General features: G+C 43.3%; 15 protein-coding genes. 3 read left to right on the plus strand and 12 right to left on the minus strand.

Going from position 1 to position 16754, the window contains the following annotated elements:
• Nucleotides 1-25: 25 nt before the first annotated feature.
• Together mqo and AC1DCV_RS24490 are read left to right on the plus strand one after the other, a co-directional pair.
• Nucleotides 26-1537: a malate dehydrogenase (quinone) gene (gene mqo / locus AC1DCV_RS24485; protein ID WP_477025625.1), complete on the plus strand. Its 1512-nt coding sequence runs from the start codon at nucleotides 26-28 to the stop codon at nucleotides 1535-1537.
• The gene (locus AC1DCV_RS24490; protein ID WP_477025626.1) at nucleotides 1538-2395 is read left to right on the plus strand and encodes a fumarylacetoacetate hydrolase family protein; all 858 of its coding nucleotides are present in this window, start codon (nucleotides 1538-1540) and stop codon (nucleotides 2393-2395) included.
• A gap of 26 nt (nucleotides 2396-2421) precedes the next feature.
• Here the strand turns inward: AC1DCV_RS24490 and AC1DCV_RS24495 are convergent, their stop codons facing one another.
• On the minus strand, nucleotides 2422-3039 hold the full coding sequence (locus AC1DCV_RS24495; RefSeq protein WP_477025627.1) for a class I SAM-dependent methyltransferase: 618 nt from the start codon (nucleotides 3037-3039) through the stop codon (nucleotides 2422-2424).
• A 302-nt stretch (nucleotides 3040-3341) separates the two neighbouring features.
• On the opposite strand from AC1DCV_RS24495, the gene AC1DCV_RS24500 reads away from it, so the two are divergent.
• Complete coding sequence (locus AC1DCV_RS24500) at nucleotides 3342-4058, plus strand: FkbM family methyltransferase (protein ID WP_477025628.1); 717 nt, start codon at nucleotides 3342-3344, stop codon at nucleotides 4056-4058.
• Here the strand turns inward: AC1DCV_RS24500 and AC1DCV_RS24505 are convergent.
• From AC1DCV_RS24505 to AC1DCV_RS24555, 11 genes are read right to left on the minus strand one after another with little or no spacing between them, the layout of a single operon-like run.
• Nucleotides 4052-5455 (minus strand): undecaprenyl-phosphate glucose phosphotransferase, encoded by a 1404-nt coding sequence (locus AC1DCV_RS24505; RefSeq protein WP_477025629.1) that lies wholly within the window; start codon nucleotides 5453-5455, stop codon nucleotides 4052-4054. The two genes, AC1DCV_RS24500 and AC1DCV_RS24505, sit on opposite strands and share 7 nt — an antisense overlap.
• A gap of 15 nt (nucleotides 5456-5470) precedes the next feature.
• Nucleotides 5471-6667, minus strand: a complete 1197-nt coding sequence (locus AC1DCV_RS24510; protein WP_477025630.1) for a glycosyltransferase family 4 protein — start codon at nucleotides 6665-6667, stop codon at nucleotides 5471-5473.
• Entirely contained in the window at nucleotides 6664-7404 is a 741-nt protein-coding gene (locus AC1DCV_RS24515) for an FkbM family methyltransferase (protein ID WP_477025631.1), read from the minus strand. The genes AC1DCV_RS24510 and AC1DCV_RS24515 overlap by 4 nt, the downstream gene beginning before the upstream one ends.
• The gene (locus tag AC1DCV_RS24520; RefSeq protein ID WP_477025632.1) at nucleotides 7401-8507 is read right to left on the minus strand and encodes a glycosyltransferase family 4 protein; all 1107 of its coding nucleotides are present in this window, start codon (nucleotides 8505-8507) and stop codon (nucleotides 7401-7403) included. The genes AC1DCV_RS24515 and AC1DCV_RS24520 overlap by 4 nt, the downstream gene beginning before the upstream one ends.
• A 7-nt stretch (nucleotides 8508-8514) precedes the next feature.
• Complete coding sequence (locus tag AC1DCV_RS24525; RefSeq protein ID WP_477025633.1) at nucleotides 8515-9384, minus strand: FkbM family methyltransferase; 870 nt, start codon at nucleotides 9382-9384, stop codon at nucleotides 8515-8517.
• Entirely contained in the window at nucleotides 9350-10795 is a 1446-nt protein-coding gene (locus AC1DCV_RS24530) for a hypothetical protein (RefSeq protein ID WP_477025634.1), read from the minus strand. The genes AC1DCV_RS24525 and AC1DCV_RS24530 overlap by 35 nt, the downstream gene beginning before the upstream one ends.
• A 14-nt stretch (nucleotides 10796-10809) precedes the next feature.
• Nucleotides 10810-11715: a hypothetical protein gene (locus AC1DCV_RS24535; RefSeq protein ID WP_477025635.1), complete on the minus strand. Its 906-nt coding sequence runs from the start codon at nucleotides 11713-11715 to the stop codon at nucleotides 10810-10812.
• Nucleotides 11715-12362, minus strand: coding sequence for a class I SAM-dependent methyltransferase (locus AC1DCV_RS24540; protein WP_477025636.1), 648 nt, complete (start codon nucleotides 12360-12362; stop codon nucleotides 11715-11717). The genes AC1DCV_RS24535 and AC1DCV_RS24540 overlap by 1 nt, the downstream gene beginning before the upstream one ends.
• Before the next feature lies 1 nt (nucleotide 12363).
• The gene (locus AC1DCV_RS24545; RefSeq protein ID WP_477025637.1) at nucleotides 12364-13056 is read right to left on the minus strand and encodes an FkbM family methyltransferase; all 693 of its coding nucleotides are present in this window, start codon (nucleotides 13054-13056) and stop codon (nucleotides 12364-12366) included.
• Nucleotides 13053-14393, minus strand: coding sequence for a flippase (locus AC1DCV_RS24550; protein ID WP_477025638.1), 1341 nt, complete (start codon nucleotides 14391-14393; stop codon nucleotides 13053-13055). Before AC1DCV_RS24550 ends, AC1DCV_RS24545 begins: the two co-directional genes overlap by 4 nt.
• Nucleotides 14386-16749: a GumC family protein gene (locus AC1DCV_RS24555; protein WP_477025639.1), complete on the minus strand. Its 2364-nt coding sequence runs from the start codon at nucleotides 16747-16749 to the stop codon at nucleotides 14386-14388. The genes AC1DCV_RS24550 and AC1DCV_RS24555 overlap by 8 nt, the downstream gene beginning before the upstream one ends.
• Nucleotides 16750-16754 lie beyond the last annotated feature (5 nt).

A 16754-nucleotide genomic window follows, 5' to 3' on the forward strand; every position in this document is an offset into this window, starting at 1 on the left:
AGAATCACCTTCAAACCGGGATCATATGCAAAAGCAAATATTACACACAGATGTTTTACTGATAGGTGCGGGCGTCATGAGCGCTACGCTGGCTACATTGCTCAAACACTTGTCACCGGACTATTCCGTTCACATTTATGAACGTCTCGACAAGGTAGCCGGAGAAAGCTCCGATGCGTGGAATAATGCAGGCACTGGCCACTCCGCGCTGTGTGAACTGAATTATACCCCGGAGAGAGAAGATGGTAGTATCGATACAAGTAAAGCTATTCATATTATTGAGCAGTTTGAGGTGTCCAAACAATTTTGGTCTTACCTGGTAGAACAGGGGCAGCTGAAAGATCCGGCCGGTTTTATCAGGAGTACACCACACATGAGTTTTGTACATGGAGATAATGATGTGGCTTATCTGCGTAAACGGTTTGATGCACTTCAGCAGTACCAGCTGTACCAGGGGATGGAATATTCGGAAGATCCGGCAGTGCTGCAGGATTGGATTCCCCTGGTGATGGAGGGCAGGGAGCTTTCAGAAAAAACAGCCGCCACGCATATGGAACTGGGTACGGATGTTAACTATGGAGCGCTGACAAGGGCTTTGATACATCAGCTCCAGCAACAGCCTAATTTCAAATTACACCTGGAGTATGAAGTGGAAACCATGGAACAGTTAAGGGATGGCAAATGGGAAGTGAAAGTAGAGAACCTGCTTACTAAAGAAACATCACAGGTCACCGCAGATTTTGTGTTCATAGGCGCCGGCGGAGGATCATTACAGCTCCTGCAGAAATCAGGTATCCCGGAAGGTAGGCAGTATGGCGGCTTTCCGGTGGGTGGTGAATGGCTGGTGTGTAAAAAAGAAGAGATCGTAAACAGGCATAATGCCAAAGTATATGGACAGGCCTCTGTTGGGGCTCCTCCCATGAGTGTACCCCACCTTGATACCAGGATGATCGAAGGAGAGAAAGCCATTTTATTCGGACCGTTTGCTACTTTCTCCACCAGGTTTTTAAAGGAAGGATCCTTCCTGGATTTGTTTGAATCTATCAAATACTGGAATATTCTTCCGTTAATGAAGGTAGGATTAGAAAATTTCGGTCTGGAGAAATATCTTGTGGAGCAGTTAAGTTTATCATTTGAAGACAGGATAGCCGCCTTGCAGGTATTTTATCCAAACGCCAATGGCGATGACTGGGAACTGCAACAGGCGGGGCAAAGGGTGCAGGTGATCTACAATGATCCCGATAAAGGAGGTACCCTTCGCTTTGGAACAGAAGTGGTAGCAGGTGAAGATGGCACTATTTCAGCTTTGCTGGGTGCTTCTCCGGGGGCATCTACGGCGGTATCTATTATGCTGGACTTGCTTAAAACCTGTTTCCCTGGTAAGCTAAAAGGAGAGTGGACAGAAAAGCTGAAAGCAATGATCCCATCCTATGGTACTCATCTGGAAGGGAACCCGGAATTATGTTATCGTATCAGAACATGGACAAGTGAAACATTACAATTAGACTGGAAACAGCCGGTAGTAAAACAACAATAGATGAAATTATTAAGACATGGGAATCCGGGAAACGAAAAACCAGGTATTCTCCTCAACGATGAATGGTATGACACATCAGCACTGGGCGAAGATTATACAAATGATTTTTTGGGCAGCGGCGGACTGGAAAGATTAGCATCTTTTATTGCGAAAGACAGGCATCAGCTCAAAAAAGTGCCACCAACAACACGTTTGGGTGTGCCCCTGGCCAATCCGGGAAAAATTGTTTGTGTGGGATTAAACTACAGGGATCATATTAAGGAAACCGGCTTTATTCCCGAATCTGAACCCATCTTATTTCTGAAAGCCATGAGCGCGCTGAACGGACCTTTCGATGGCGTGATGATCCCTAAAAACAGCCTCGAAACAGATTGGGAAACAGAATTGGGTGTGGTAATAGGTAAAGCCGGTACCAACGTGGAAAAGGAAGAAGCCATGAATTACGTGGCCGGTTATATCCTTCATAATGACGTGAGCGAACGTGCATACATGAAGAAGCGGGGAGGCACCTGGGATAAGGGAAAAGGATGTAATACGTTTGCCCCGCTGGGCCCTTATTTTGTTACGAAAGATGAAATTCCTGATCCGGGGAATCTGCATATCTGGCTTAAGCTGAATGGAGAGATGATGCAGGATGGGCATACATCGGATCTTATTTATCCGGTGCCGGATCTGACGGCATATATCAGCGAGTTTTTTGGTTTGTTTCCAGGTGATATTATTTCTACCGGCTCTCCGGCAGGAAGTGGCACAGGACGTATTCCGCAGCGTTTTCTGCGTCCGGGGGACGTGATTGAATATGGCATTGATGAACTGGGAGTAGCCAGGCAATCTTTCCGCGCATATGAACGCACCTGATATTATTATTTCCGGTCAGCCATATATCATGGCTGGCCGGATGTTGCTTTAAAAGTGCAAAACAGAAAATGCTGTCTGGTATTAAATGGTGTGATATGTTCTTCCGTGATACATTTGATCTTCGTGAATCCGTTTGATAGTTGCGCCGTCAGCGCCGCTTCGTCATATTGTTTAATTGTCAATCCACTGCATTTTGTCGGACCATCATAGGAAAAGGTGCCGATGGTCATATAGCCTTTTACTGCTTGCTTCGCAATGCTGAGGTACTTTTCAATTTGCCCGGGAGTAGTCATAAAGTGAAAAGCGGCCCTGTCATGCCATAAGTCGTATGTGTTGGTAGTATTGAACGTGGTTATGTCAGACACAATCCAGGTCACCTTCCCGGCAAGTGGGCCTAACCGTTTTTGGGCCCTGTCCAATGCTTTTTCAGATATATCCAGCACCGTAATATTCTCAAATCCCTCCCGGAGCAGGAAGTCAACCAGTTTGCTGTCACCACCGCCAATATCAATAATCCGCGCTGATTTCGGAAGGTTCATTTCATGAATGAGTGTCAATGAAATTTCAGGTACTTCCTGCGTCCAGCTTACTTCATTTGGCTGCTTTCCTGTATAGATATTTTCCCAATGTGCTTTCTGATCCATTATCATGTTTTCGGACCATAAAGATATCTATTCGATCAATAAGCGGCAACAAATAAAGATCCGCCTGGAAAACGCAGATCGTCAGCTCATTTCTCTCAGAATGAACAAAGTGAATAGATCTTCCAGCATTAAATATCAGTAAATTTAGTATAGTGGAGTATTGACCTTGTCGTCTATGATCACCCCCATCATATAACTATCAAATCATGAATGCGCTCGGGAAGTCAATCAAAGGAATGTATGTATTCTTATTCGCCCGGAGGGTTTTTTACCCGTTCAATCTTTTTTTGTACAAATTGAGCATGTGCGGACTCGGCCTCAGGAATTATGAGAATGAGGTGGTGTCGGGAGAAAAAGCATTTATTAAATACCTGCTGACCGGGCAGCATCTTGATTCCGGCGTTATCATGGATATTGGCGCCAATATGGGTAACTATTCCATTATGCTCAGGAAGAATAATATCAGGTTACCTATTTATGCTTTTGAGCCTCATCCCGTGGCTTTCCGGAAATTACAGGAGGTGGCTGCAGTACATGATTTTACGCCTGTGCCGCAGGGAGCAGGAGAAGTAAGTACCCGGGCTGCCATGTATGATTACCATGGAAATGGTGGTTCCGAACATGCCAGCATGTACAAAGATGTGATAGAGCATCTCCATAAAGGACAGGCAGAGGAGGTAGCTATTATGCTTACTACCATTGATGAATTTGTAGCATCACATAACATATCGAAGATTGCGCTATTGAAAATAGATACGGAAGGTCACGAGCTAAGTGTGTTGAAAGGGGCGCAGCAAACCATCGCCAAAGGACTGGTATCCGTCATACAAATCGAGTTCAATGAAATGAACATCATCTCCAGAACATTTTTTAAGGATATCGTTGATATATTACCAGGCTATGATTTTTACCGGTTATTACCCGATGGATTAAAAGCGCTGGGAGCGTATAATTCCACCAGTTATGAAATATTCTCCTTCCAGAATGTAGTAGCATTAAAACGCGACTTGAATCAGTAGGCGTTTTTATCTCCCTTGATCATATTCATTAACGTCTGAAAAATGATCTGGCAGTCCAGCCAGAAACTATAGTTCTCAATATACCACAGATCAAAATCAACACGCTTTTGCATCTGACCGGATATCCTGGTTTCTCCTCTGCAACCATTCACCTGTGCCCAACCTGTAATTCCCGGCTTCACTACATGTCTTAGCATATAGTGTTGTATGGTGTTCTTGGATTCCTGGTGTAAAGGAATGGGATGGGGGCGGGGACCTACCAGTGACATATCTCCCATCAATACATTGAAAAACTGGGGCAGTTCATCAAGATTGGTTTTGCGTAAAAACCGCCCGATGCGGGTCACCCTGCTATCATTGCGTGCTGCCTGCTGGTATCTCCCATTTTCATCTACGATATCCGTGTTGATGACCATAGAACGAAACTTATAACAGATTATTTTTTTGTTCTTCAAACCCCATCTTTCCTGTTTGAATAAGATAGGGCCAGGAGAAGATAGCTTAATCAGCAAGCCTATAATGGGAAATAGCCAGCTGAATACCGTAATAAAAAGTAAACAGGTAAAGCAGAATTCAAAAATACGCTTGAACCTTTGTTGGGTGAGGTCATCCAATGGAGAAGTCCGGATCGTTAAAAGCGGGAACTTGCCAAAGAAATTCATGCTGGCAGTAGACGTACAGAAACGATGACAATCCGCTATGATTCTTACCCGTTTGGCTTCCTTTTCACTGGCAATAATGATATTTTCCATCTGCCCGTTTAATGTTTCCGGTAAGGCGATGATCACATCATCTATTTCATGATCTTCCAGTATCCTGGTAAGATCAGACACCTTGCCCAGGTATTGCCGGTGCAGGTGATCATTGKCTTGCTCATCCACAAAACCAACGCAGCGGTAACCAAAGTGATCGTTGGATAAAATTGTTTTATAAAACTTCATCCCTGTGTCACCGGTACCCACTATGAGTATATTTTTGATGTTATAACCGTTTGACCTTAACCGTAGGAGGGATTGCTTTACAAAAAATTTAACGATAGTAATGCTGATGAAAATGAGAAAAGTATATAGCAGTGTGAATGTTCTGGGATAAGGATAATACTTGAAGAAATAGAAGAACAAAAATGTGAAGAAGCAGGCCTGTAGCAAGACTGCCTTGAGAATCGCAACAAATTCATAGGAAAACGACCGGGTCCTGAATTCATCATATAAATGAACAGATATACCAATGACGGTCCATGCTGCAATACTGATGCCCAGCAGTAACAAATTAAATTGGGAAAAATATACATCTCCTAAACCAGCAATATATTTTCTGGCGCAGAGGAACGCCACCGTGAGCACTACATAATCAATGAGTAATCTCAGAGAAAAATTAATATGGTTTCCTGGTTTCATAGTATTGTTGTTAAATCAGTTCCCGATAGCTTCAAATACCTGCAAAAACTTGTTTTCAATATGACGGATGTCAAAATGTTTTTCTGCATAAGACCTGCCATTATACCCCATTTCCTTTCTTAAAGATGCATCCGCTACCAACTTCTCTATATGATGACAAAAACCCTGGTGATCATCCGGCGCAGTGCAGTAGCCGGCTTTGTTTTCCAGAACAATAGCAGCACTCAGATTAGAAGGGGGAATAGCAAGTACAATGGGCTTTTGCGCACATAAATAAGTAAGCACTTTTGAGGGGACGGAATAGATGCCTGCATCATTTTCCAGTATGCCCAGTAAAATATCCGCAGCGCCCAGTACCTGGCTCATATCCCTGAAATGCTGGAATGGCAATAATAAAAGGTTGTCCAATTGTTGCTGCTCCTTTTCTTTTTGTAGAAATGCTGCACCCAGCCCTTCTGAAATGACGATAAAAACAACATCCTTATGTTTACTGAAATAGGCTGCTGCGGCAGAAAGCATCGCAGGATTATGTTTTAACCCAAGTGTACCGGAATAAATAATGCAGGTTTTATCCATTACCTGGTGTTGCCGGGCCCATTGATTATTTTTATCCATCAGTGTTATTTCCCTGATAGGCGCCCAGTTGGGGATGCAGGTGACCAGGTTGGGATGAATCTTCCACTTGCGGAACAGATGGTTAAAATCCTGGGTGATACTGATAACATGTGAACTTTTCTTAAGCAGATTTACTTCGAGGCGTTTGAAATAATACCAGATCGGGAAACTGAAGAAACCCAGCCGCCGCCTGGCAATTTGCCTGATAGCCACTGCATAGATGTCCTGACACCAATACACAAATTTAATCCCCTTGCTGATGCAATACCGCTGCACATGTTGTTGCACAAATAAAGGCGTGGTACCACTTAACACTACATTGGGTTTAAATACTTCCATTTTATCAATTAACTGCCGGGCATATTCAATTTCCTGTTTTCTTCTTTTTAAAAGGGAGTATTTATCAAACTTACCTTTGATCATAATGGGCAGCACTGTCAACCTGTTTCCGTCACCAGGCAGATCTTCAAAGTTTCCTTTGGGTGATTGAAAGGACACTGAGTAGGCATGCAGGACTTCATGCCCGCTTTGCACAAATTGCCGGCTTAATTGCAACGTAAACGCATGACCCGAATGATCGTTGACCACAATTTTCATACTGTCTTTCTTTTATATAATAGATCCATTTGAAGGATTTGTAATTTTTCAGATTGCAGGAAACCTACCGGGGCGATGAATTCAAATCCCAGCTCTTTAACAAAATTGTGCATCTCATCAAATAATGGTTCCCCATCATACATTTGAACAAATGAGGTTTCGAATAACAGGTAATCAATTTGCCGGAGCGTATTCGCCGCACCTTTTAGTACTTCTTTTTCAAATCCCTGCACATCCATTTTTAATAGTAATGGCGCCACTAAGGGAGAAGAAGGGTGGAAGTCATCCAGTCGCTTCACCTGCACCTGTATTTCGTTTGAGGTAGCTGTTTGGGGAAGCATATTTTTTTGTAAAACAGATACGTGGAGTGCAGAACTGGCATGAGAATAAGCATTGCTGTTAAATGCAAGGGTTCCTGTGGTATTACCCAAAGCAAAGTTGTGAGCGTTAATCAGGGGTAACCTGCGTGTATTGCGTTGTAATATTGAAAACACTTCCGGAAGCGGCTCAAAAGAATGAATGGTTGCTCCCGGGTAGAAATGGTTGGCTGCCAGGGCAAACTGTCCCTGGTTAGCGCCTACATCCAGGATGACACTCAATGAAGGAATGTAATGCCGGCAGTTATGGACTATCAGTGTAGAGGCAACGGATGCTCCTTTTTCCCACAGGGGCGTAAAACCCCTCCCCGAAGTCAGGAATACTTTTACCGAATCCGCAATTTTGAAAATAATGCTCATTTCGAAAATTTATAATTCCAGCAATCCTGATAGAATCCAATCGTTTCCCGTACGCTTTTAGCCCATGTGAATTGTTGTGCCTGCACTAATCCATGAGTAATTACCTGTTGTCTGTAGCTGTCATTTTCAAGGCGCTGAATTTTTTCTGCAAATAAAACCGGATCAGCCTTGTCTGTCATTAACCCGGCATTACCCACTATCTCTGGCATGGACGTAATATTGGTAGTGACAACAGGACAGCCAGCCTTCATGGCTTCACCCGGAGGAAATCCAAATCCTTCATAAGCGGATGGATACAACAAACAGAAGGCGTGATTGTATAAGATATTCAGATCAACCTGGTTCACAATAGGGAAAATGTGATAACGACCGGCAATTTTTTCCTGCATGCCCTGTACTTCTTTTTTACCCCAGGGCTCACCGCCTATTATTACCAGTTGATAAGCGGGTGGTAGTAACTCCATTACTTTTACTGCCATGGAGAAATTCTTATAGTTCCTGCGCGCGCCCACATATAGTATGAATTTTTTATCGAGATCCATATCCAGCGAACATCTGGCCGGTAATTGCTTGTTAATCGGATAAAAATCATCAGAGATGCCATGGTAGATGACCTTCACTTTTTCCGGATCTATGGCCGGGAAAAAGTGAAGCAATTCCTTCCGGGTACTTTCTGAAATGCAGATAATACCATCTGCACGATTGATACCATATGCCTTTTGCAGTGTATTGGCCAGTCCCCGCGGAAATTTTGAAGCCAGTTTCCGTTCATGTGCGAAATCATGCACAGTAAGCATATTCAGAATGTTTTTCTGGGTAGAAACCCKGAGGTAGCCGGCATGAAAAACGGAAGCTGCCGGGAGTTGATACCGCATGGGCAGGTAGCGGAGATATTTACTGGGAATCCAGCTTTCACGGATACAGTTGAATGGATGATAGTTTATTTTCTGTTCAAAAATATTCTTGGGTACCGGAGAGGCGTTTAAAAAACAAATGGCTTCACCACTGTTGCATATGCCCGACAGCAGCTCATACCAGTAAGCAGATACGCCACCTGCTTTTTGAATAGAGAATATAATATTGTCCAAAAATATCTGCATCATGATCTGTTTATATCCACATGTGTAACATCACCGGATTGCCGGAGAGGTAATGAATTCCTTTTACGAGGTGGTTATATTCTGGTACCACTCCTTTTATCAGGGCTATCAGCTTTTCGTAATCCTGCCCTTCATGATAAGTGGTAATGGCTATTTTAGGCTTGCTTTCGCGGATCGTTTTCAGTGCGCCCCTGATCATGTTTTCCTCAAATCCTTCAATATCTGCTTTCAGGTAATCTATCCGGATGCCTTTGTCAGCAAAGAGACTGTCCAGCGTAACTACATCCACTTCCACGGAATGCCCGTTGTTACTATGTTGCTGGATGGTACCGTTCAGTACGGTGTAACCGGAGATTATATTCATGTATGCTTTCTGACAAACATCTCCGGCAGCTACCGGAAGAATCACTACTTTGTTTTTTTGTTGAAAAAGTTGTTGCAGGGAATCTACAAATAAGGGCAGGGGTTCCAGTACAAAAATGCGGCTGGCAGTATATTGATGCTGGAATGCAAAAAATCCTTCTGCACTTCCGCAGTCTACTACCACATCACCCGGAGCTACCTTTGTTTGTGGTATTTCATAGTAATGCCAGTGAGGAGGTCTTGCTTCTGCCAGTATCATCGCCAGACTATAAAATGGCGCTGAGGATGGATAAATGAATATATCCTCAAAGCCTTGTATCCGGTAATAGGAGTAGTGATCATCTTTATTTACGAGGACTGCCTTTTGCCTGGCTACCGCATACATGCCGGGTGAAAACAGATGATACATCATTTCACGCCATGCGGTTCGTTGCCTTACCGTTTTATTGAACAGGTAATGATACAGTAAGGCCCCCCGGAACCTAATGCCCCATAGTATATTCCGTATTTTGTTCATAATCATTTTCATTAATTGCCCCATTTTCATATGCACTGAGCAATGCGACTATTATTAAAAAGAGATCGATCTGACTGAAAAAGAAACAGACGCCCACAAATGCGAAATAGTTGCGCTGAAAAGCGGGTGTTAGTGGGTTTGTTTTAGTAAGTATCAGGAAGAAGAACAATAACGATACCGCGCCAAATTCAGCGAGAATGAAGAACCATCGCATGTTGAGATTATGACCACCAACACCATCCACCCGATTTTTGTAACTAAGCTGTCCGAAGAAGTAATTGGGAGGAATGAATGTGCTGTTTCCTGCACCATATCCCGATACAAGCAGGTAGGGCTCATCCTTCAGGAAATCCACTATAGGTAACTCCATATCCCTTTGGAGCGGAATACCCATGATGATATTATTCTTTTGCCATATCTCATTATCGTACCGGTAGGCAGATCTCTCAAAAAGCAGCTGATAAATAGGCTGGTTCCGGTTTTCCATATAATGTTTCAGGAAATATTCCTTGGAAGCAGCTACGATGAGGAAAATGCCCACGATCATGCCTAGTGTACCCAACATTTTCACMCTGACGGAATTGAATTTCTTAAACGTAGAAAACAGGAATGCGGCGGCCAGTATGTTTATCCAGAATGTTTGGGAAGCGGTGAGAATACCAACAACCAATGTAACAGCTACCATTTTGTAGTTTCTGTCCTTAGCAAATAGTGGGATCGCCAAAGATAAAAAGGCGCTGAATATTTTAGGCTCTGAGAAAAATGCCTGTACCCGCAACCCAAGCGGGCCATTGATTTGCTCCAGCATATACCGGCTTTGTAACCCCAGTAGTTCTCCCAATGCTATATTCTTAAAGATCAGCTGCACGGCAATCTGGAGGGTGGCTACTCCACAGGAGATGCCCGCGATTTTTTTTATGGTGGTGATGAATTTGTCGAACGAAAGCTCATGTCTGTCCTGCACTATCTTTGCCCCAATGGCAAATAATGGTAAGTAGGTTTTTACGTAAAAATAGATGGGCTTGGTGCAAAACGCCAATAGTTTACCCCCCGGGTAATAGAATGGATCCTTGTATAGCTGTGTAATAAGGAATACCGAAATCTCGGAAAGCAACGGCAGCATCAGCAGAAACAAATATTCTTTCCGGATGTATTGTCTGCCTGTCAGCAGTTGATGAAGCTGTTCAATAAAAAAGAAGATACCGATAAAAAAAGTAGCTGTAAAGGTAGGACCTATGGCAATCATCGTATAAGCTTCTGTAGCAAAAGCACATAGCAGCGTGTCAATAATATTGATACGCCTGTTGTAATACAGATACAGCAATACACCAGCCACCATCAGGGGCATACTTTCCCTGAAAGCTTCCACATATGCATTACTGCTTTGAAGACTACTGTATCCGTTATCCATTTTATTTTTACTAATTAGGTGATACGTTTATACAAGCCGTATAACAACGGGTTTTTCTTTACCATTTTTTTTAGTCTGATAGATAAGCTGCCCTGACTGTATACTGTAGCAGCAGTATATCTGTCTGCTTCCTCCTGTATACTATTTTTCCCGGGATGAATGATGTCTGTTATAGATCCGTATTTTATTTTTTTGAACCACCCGGGAACAAACCGGGTATGGGTAGCGGCTTTTCCATAACCTATATTTTTAACAAGACTAATATTCGGGGTAATCGCCCATCCCTTATTAAACCAAACGCTCATAAACCATTGTATGTCCCATGTATCGGTTTTAGCATCGTATATGGATTGCAATTCGGATTGCAGAAATGTATTGAGGCCGCTTCGGGAAAGGTGTTGGAAGGAGCGGAGTGAAAAGTCATATTTCTGCCAGGCGCGCCGCCAGGTAGCCCATCCCCATACACATGCGTAACGGGAGAAGTAATAGGCAGCGTCTCCCCAGTGTTTGCCAGCCTGGAAGTTACTCCCGTTGATGTGCATGATGTTTTCATCTGACCTGTATTGTGCCAGTAATGTGGCGCAAAAAGGAAAGAAACTGGGATCCGGGATACAATCATCTTCCAGTATGATGCCTTCCTCCACCTGCTGAAAGAACCAGTCGATGGCTGTACTTACTGCCTGACCACATCCCAGGTTATGCTCGCGGAATAACGTGTGTACTTTGCAGGGCCAGTCTATTTTATTTAAGATGCCATTTCTTGTTGCTTCACATAACGCTGCCTCTCCGGGTTTATCCGCACGTGGGCCATCTGCAGCTATAAACAGCTGCTCCGGCCGTTGCAGCCTGATTTGCCCGAATACCAGCAGTGATTGTTCGGGACGGTTAAATATGAGCAATAAGACAGGCGTTTGTATCATTATTTGGTCGCCTCCAGTGCAACTGCGTTATTAAATCTGATTTCTTCTTCTACCAGTTTAAACATATGATCACTGCTGTCGTTAAACCCGCAGCTTCGTATGTTTTTAAACCCGGCTTCCGCTAACTGATGTGTGAGTGATACGTGATCCCACATATACAGATGTTCGCGGTTCCCCAGCATAAATTGTACGATTGGCCGGAAACCACGTATCCGCTCTTCCTTGCCCAGCAACGTTTCCTGCATGAATGCGCTGTTCGCCTCAGGGTCATTATTATCCAGCAGATCAATATATCTCCTGGCGGCCCCGGCTAAATCAGGAAGCACGCACCTGAAATAACCTCCTGGCTTAAGTAATTGGTAGGTATTCCGGAGGGCCAGTTTGCAATCGTTGCGGGACAAATGCTCCAGTACATGGGAGCAGTAGATACCATCACACGAGTTGTCGGCAATACCGGGTAACCCTTTTAATATATCACCCAATAGCACGTCAGGATGAAAAGAAACATGCATCGCTGGTTTCAGCAGGCTCCCTATCAGCGGGATTCGCTGAATGCTAAGCGTAGGCGATGAATCGAAATTTTTCCAGCCAGCCGGTGCTGAAAAAGGCCCACAACCATATTGTACATATAACTTGTTACCAGCCATTTTAGGATTTCATATTTTTAAAAAAATAAGTGTAATAGGTTTTCGCGAATATGCTGTATCCTTCCTGTTTCATATACTGACAGAGCTCACTGTTGTCTATATGAAATAACTCAAATGGTTGTGATTCCACCAGTACATAAGCCGGTCTGTATTTATTCCAGTTGTTGGATCGTAATACTTCCATATCAAGCCCTTCTGCATCAATGGTGAGAAAGTCAATGGAAACATTCTTGGCCAGGTATCTATCCAATATATCTGCCAATGGCCAGGTATCTATTTTTTGCTCTTTGATGACCCGGTATTGAGGGGCCCGTGTATACTCTTTTACTTTTTCGGGAGAAAAAGTACTTAAAGCAGGTTCGTTGAATATGAAGTACGTAAGTTGCTGCTTTACGGCTGATACCCCCATTTCCAGGTTGGTGTCTTTAGGTCTGTGCCTGTTGAATAAAGCTTTCGAACCGGGAAGGGGATCTATGTTTATACCAGTCCACTTTTTTTTATGCAGCAGGTAAGTATTGGACACCCGGAAGGGATGATGAGCTCCTACATCTACATAAATGCCGTTCTCTTTCTGGCCAAAGATTCTTTGCAGAATAAGATCTTCTCCCTCAGAACTGTATGCCCGCACACCGTAACGGAGTCTGGGAAATAAGGAAGAGACTATTTTTACTGCTATGTTCCTCAAACCACTCATAATGTTTTTTGATTTACGGTTAATAGCTTGCCAGTAAATACTTTAAAGCTCGAGTGTACCTGTTTCATATCTGAAATCATCCGCAATGGATGAAATATTTTTTTAGTCAGCAGATATCCCTGTCCGCTTTTGTCGAGCAACATCGTTGTCCCGTAAACGGCACTATATGCTACCACTGATGCAATAGCCGCGCCCACTCCGCCATAGGCAGGAATCAGCAGGAAGTTAATACCGGCATTGACGAGTAACCCGGAGATATTACCATAGAGATAAATTTTATACTTCCCCTCCACGAAGAGGTACTGTACTAAAACAATACAGGTAAATACCGGGATGCTGGCCCATATGTGAATCATCAGTATCTGTGAAGCAGCCGCATATCCTTTACCGTATAAAAACGGAATAATAAATTGTGCGGTGAGGGTAATAAACAGAGAGATTGCAAGACTTAACCAGAAAGATAAGCGTAACCACTTTTCCAATGTAAGCAGATACCTTTCTTCGCTGTTTTTTTTCTTTTCTATCAGCCCCGGTAACACCGCTACCGCCACAACAGTGGGAACGGCATACCAGAGTTCAGATATCCTGGCCGCTGCAACATACCTACCCAATTCAGCCGGACTGGAAAGGATATCGAGTAATACAAGGTCTACTTTCAGGAACAGGACTACCAGCAGGTTGGATAGTATCAGCGGCCAGCTTTGCGCCAGCAGCATTTTCGCCAGTGGTATATCCACGTGCAGGGTAAACCCGGTAGTATAGTGGTGTCTGTATATCAACAATATGATCAGATAGGTAATCACCAATTCAATGACCGATGCCCATAGAAAAGTGAGCAGCGTACCATGAAAGAATATAATGAGCAGTTTAATCCCGCAAAAAGTAATGAAGACAGATACCTTAGGGATGATCACTCTTTTAAGATTACTTTTTACCTGGTAGAAATAATCCAATACATCAAAGGACTGTAGTACAATGAGCAGGGAAGAGAAAATGGTGCAATAGAGATAAAGTTGCTGATGTTTCCGGGTGATCAGCACAATACTGACACTTGCCAGTAAACAGGTGATGCTGGCAAGCAATCTCATAAAGATAATAGTCGCAACAATGTTCCCTTGCTGCTGCTCATGATGGATTAATTCTTTTACCGCAATTTTATCCATGCCCAGTATTGCTACGCTACCGATGATAGTGGTGAGTGCCAGGGCGTAATTCCATATGCCGAATTCTTCGGGTCCCAGGTAACGGGCAATGAGCGCCATGATGATAATGCCGGGGAAAAGTTTACTCAGCTTATCTATCAGCAGCCAACCGCTATTTTCAAATAGTTTATGCAATTCTTTGTTTTATTTTTTTAACCAATGACGCCCAGGTATTATTATTACGCTTATTTTCTGTGTAGGAATAATGATCATAATAGTAATATGGATAGAAGGTATCCTGCTCTATACCGTTGAAAATGATGCCTGTTTTCTTGAAGAATCCTTTCCGGATATTTTCGGATACAGGTATTAATTTCGACTTATGCGTGAAATTGTACCGTACCACAAACAAGGCGCAGTCTATTTGTTGTGCAATGCTCTTTGCGTCAGATACAATGCCTATCGGCGACATATCAATGATCACGAAATCAAACTCCTCTTTCAGGCGATCCAGCAGTGCAGCCATGCGCTGTCCTTCTATTAATTCAATCGGATTGGGAGGAATAGGCCCGGATGAAACAAGGTAAAGACCCTCTGTGTGCGGTACTTTTTTGATGATCTCGTCTATCGTTTTGTTACCAATAATATAGTTGGTAACGCCCACGCTGTTATCCATTCCCAGGAACTGGGAGAGCTTTGGTTTCCTGAGATCCAGTTCAAGGAGCACTACCCGTTTATTGCTCACCGTTAGGGCATTACCCAGGTGTGCAGAGAGGAATGTCTTTCCTTCACCTGATATGCTGGACGTAAGTAATATGGTGGGGGTACCTGTTTGTCCGGTGAGCAGGAATTTCAGGTTGGTACGCATGTTAAAGATCTGTTCTACCAGTACGGATTTATTCTGGAGAGACATATCCCTTGCACCTTCTTCCTGTTGATATATTTCAGCGATCACCGGCAGATCAAATACCTGTTCAATTTCTTTTTTACTAAGTACTCTTGGATTTAAGAAATACTTAAGATAAATGTAGGCGCTGGTAAGAATCAGTCCTACTGCCACGAAACCGATGAATACAATGGTTTTTCGTGGGGAGATGGGTTTGTCAGGTATATAGGCAGGAGCAATGACTTTGTTGTCTACTACATTGCTCGCATATGCTACCGCTGCTTCTTCCTTTTTCTTTAGCAGGTAGAGATATAGGTTTTCCTTTACCCCCTGTTGCCTTTTAATATTGATATATTCCTTTGCGTAGGTAGGTATATTCGCTATTTTCTGTTGAATCTGATTTACCTTATCCTGCGTTTTCTTTTGTACAACGCCGGCATTCCGTTTATAGCCTGCTATGTAGTCTTTAATGGTTTGCCTGGTGTCGGTGATCTGTGATTCCACATTTTTTAAGATATCGCTGGTAGGCTTCAGGGAGAGCGACAATCGTTTCTTTTCTCTCAGCGCTTCTTCATATCGGTTGATCATGGATGTGAGCGTTTGATCAACGTTACCTAACATGGGGGCAAAAGGATAGTCGCTGGAGGGATTGCTGATGTAGTTTTCCACCTGGTTAAAAACAGACAGCTGCATATTAGCCTCGCTCAGGCGGATGTCTGCGTCTTTTACCTGTTCCAGTGCCAGTTTTGAGCTGGCATCAATATCTGTAATGCCTCTTTGTATTTTGAAACTTTCTTCCTGTTGTTCCAGCAGGCCGAGTTCTTCTTTCAATGAATCAATCCGGACTGTCAGAAAATCTACTGTTTTGAATGTGACTTTGTTTTTATCATCGAGGGTATATTCATTATAGGTATCGAGTAAAGCATTCAGGAAGTCGGCGGTTCTTTCGGGAATGGGGTCCTTGAAACTTACCAGTATGACTGTCGCATCCCTGTTGACCAGTGCGGTGCCTATCTCTTCTATCTTGTCATAGGCAAATTCTATTACGGAATCCACGCGTATACGGAAGTTCTGGTTTCCTCCGTCGGAGCCGGATGCAGGATAGGTGATAACGAATTTATCTTTTGCTATTGCAAATGGTTCTCCTGACCGGACTGTTAATTGTGTGCTGGAGTCGATCGTATCACTGATTCGTTTTACCCTTAGTTGGCCATTCGCTGTTGTTACATCAAAAATGTAATTGCCTACTTTTGAAGCATCGCTCAACACGCGGATGGTTAATGGCGGATGATTATAAATTTCTTCATTACTGACTGTCCCCTTTACATAATAGCGCAGGTTAAAGCCATTATTGGCGATTACTTTTTGCAGGAGTATGGGAGATTTGAGGACCTCCATTTCATTCTCTATATTTTTACTGCTGTTGAACATGGTGAGCGATTTCAGCGCATCCATTTCTTCTCCGCCACCTTTTTTCTCGTCTTTGAGGTAAAGTTTAGCGGTAGACATGTATATCGGTTTCTTGTACTTCAGGTAAAGCATGGCCGCAGTCACAGCAGCTATTATTACCAGGAGGTATAATGGCCAGTGAAAGGTTATTTTCTGGAAGAGATCATTCAGATCTATAACGGGGTTCCGGTTGTTGGTGGCTTTATGCTGATTCATATATT

This window comes from Chitinophaga sp. 10T418 (assembly GCF_056394125.1).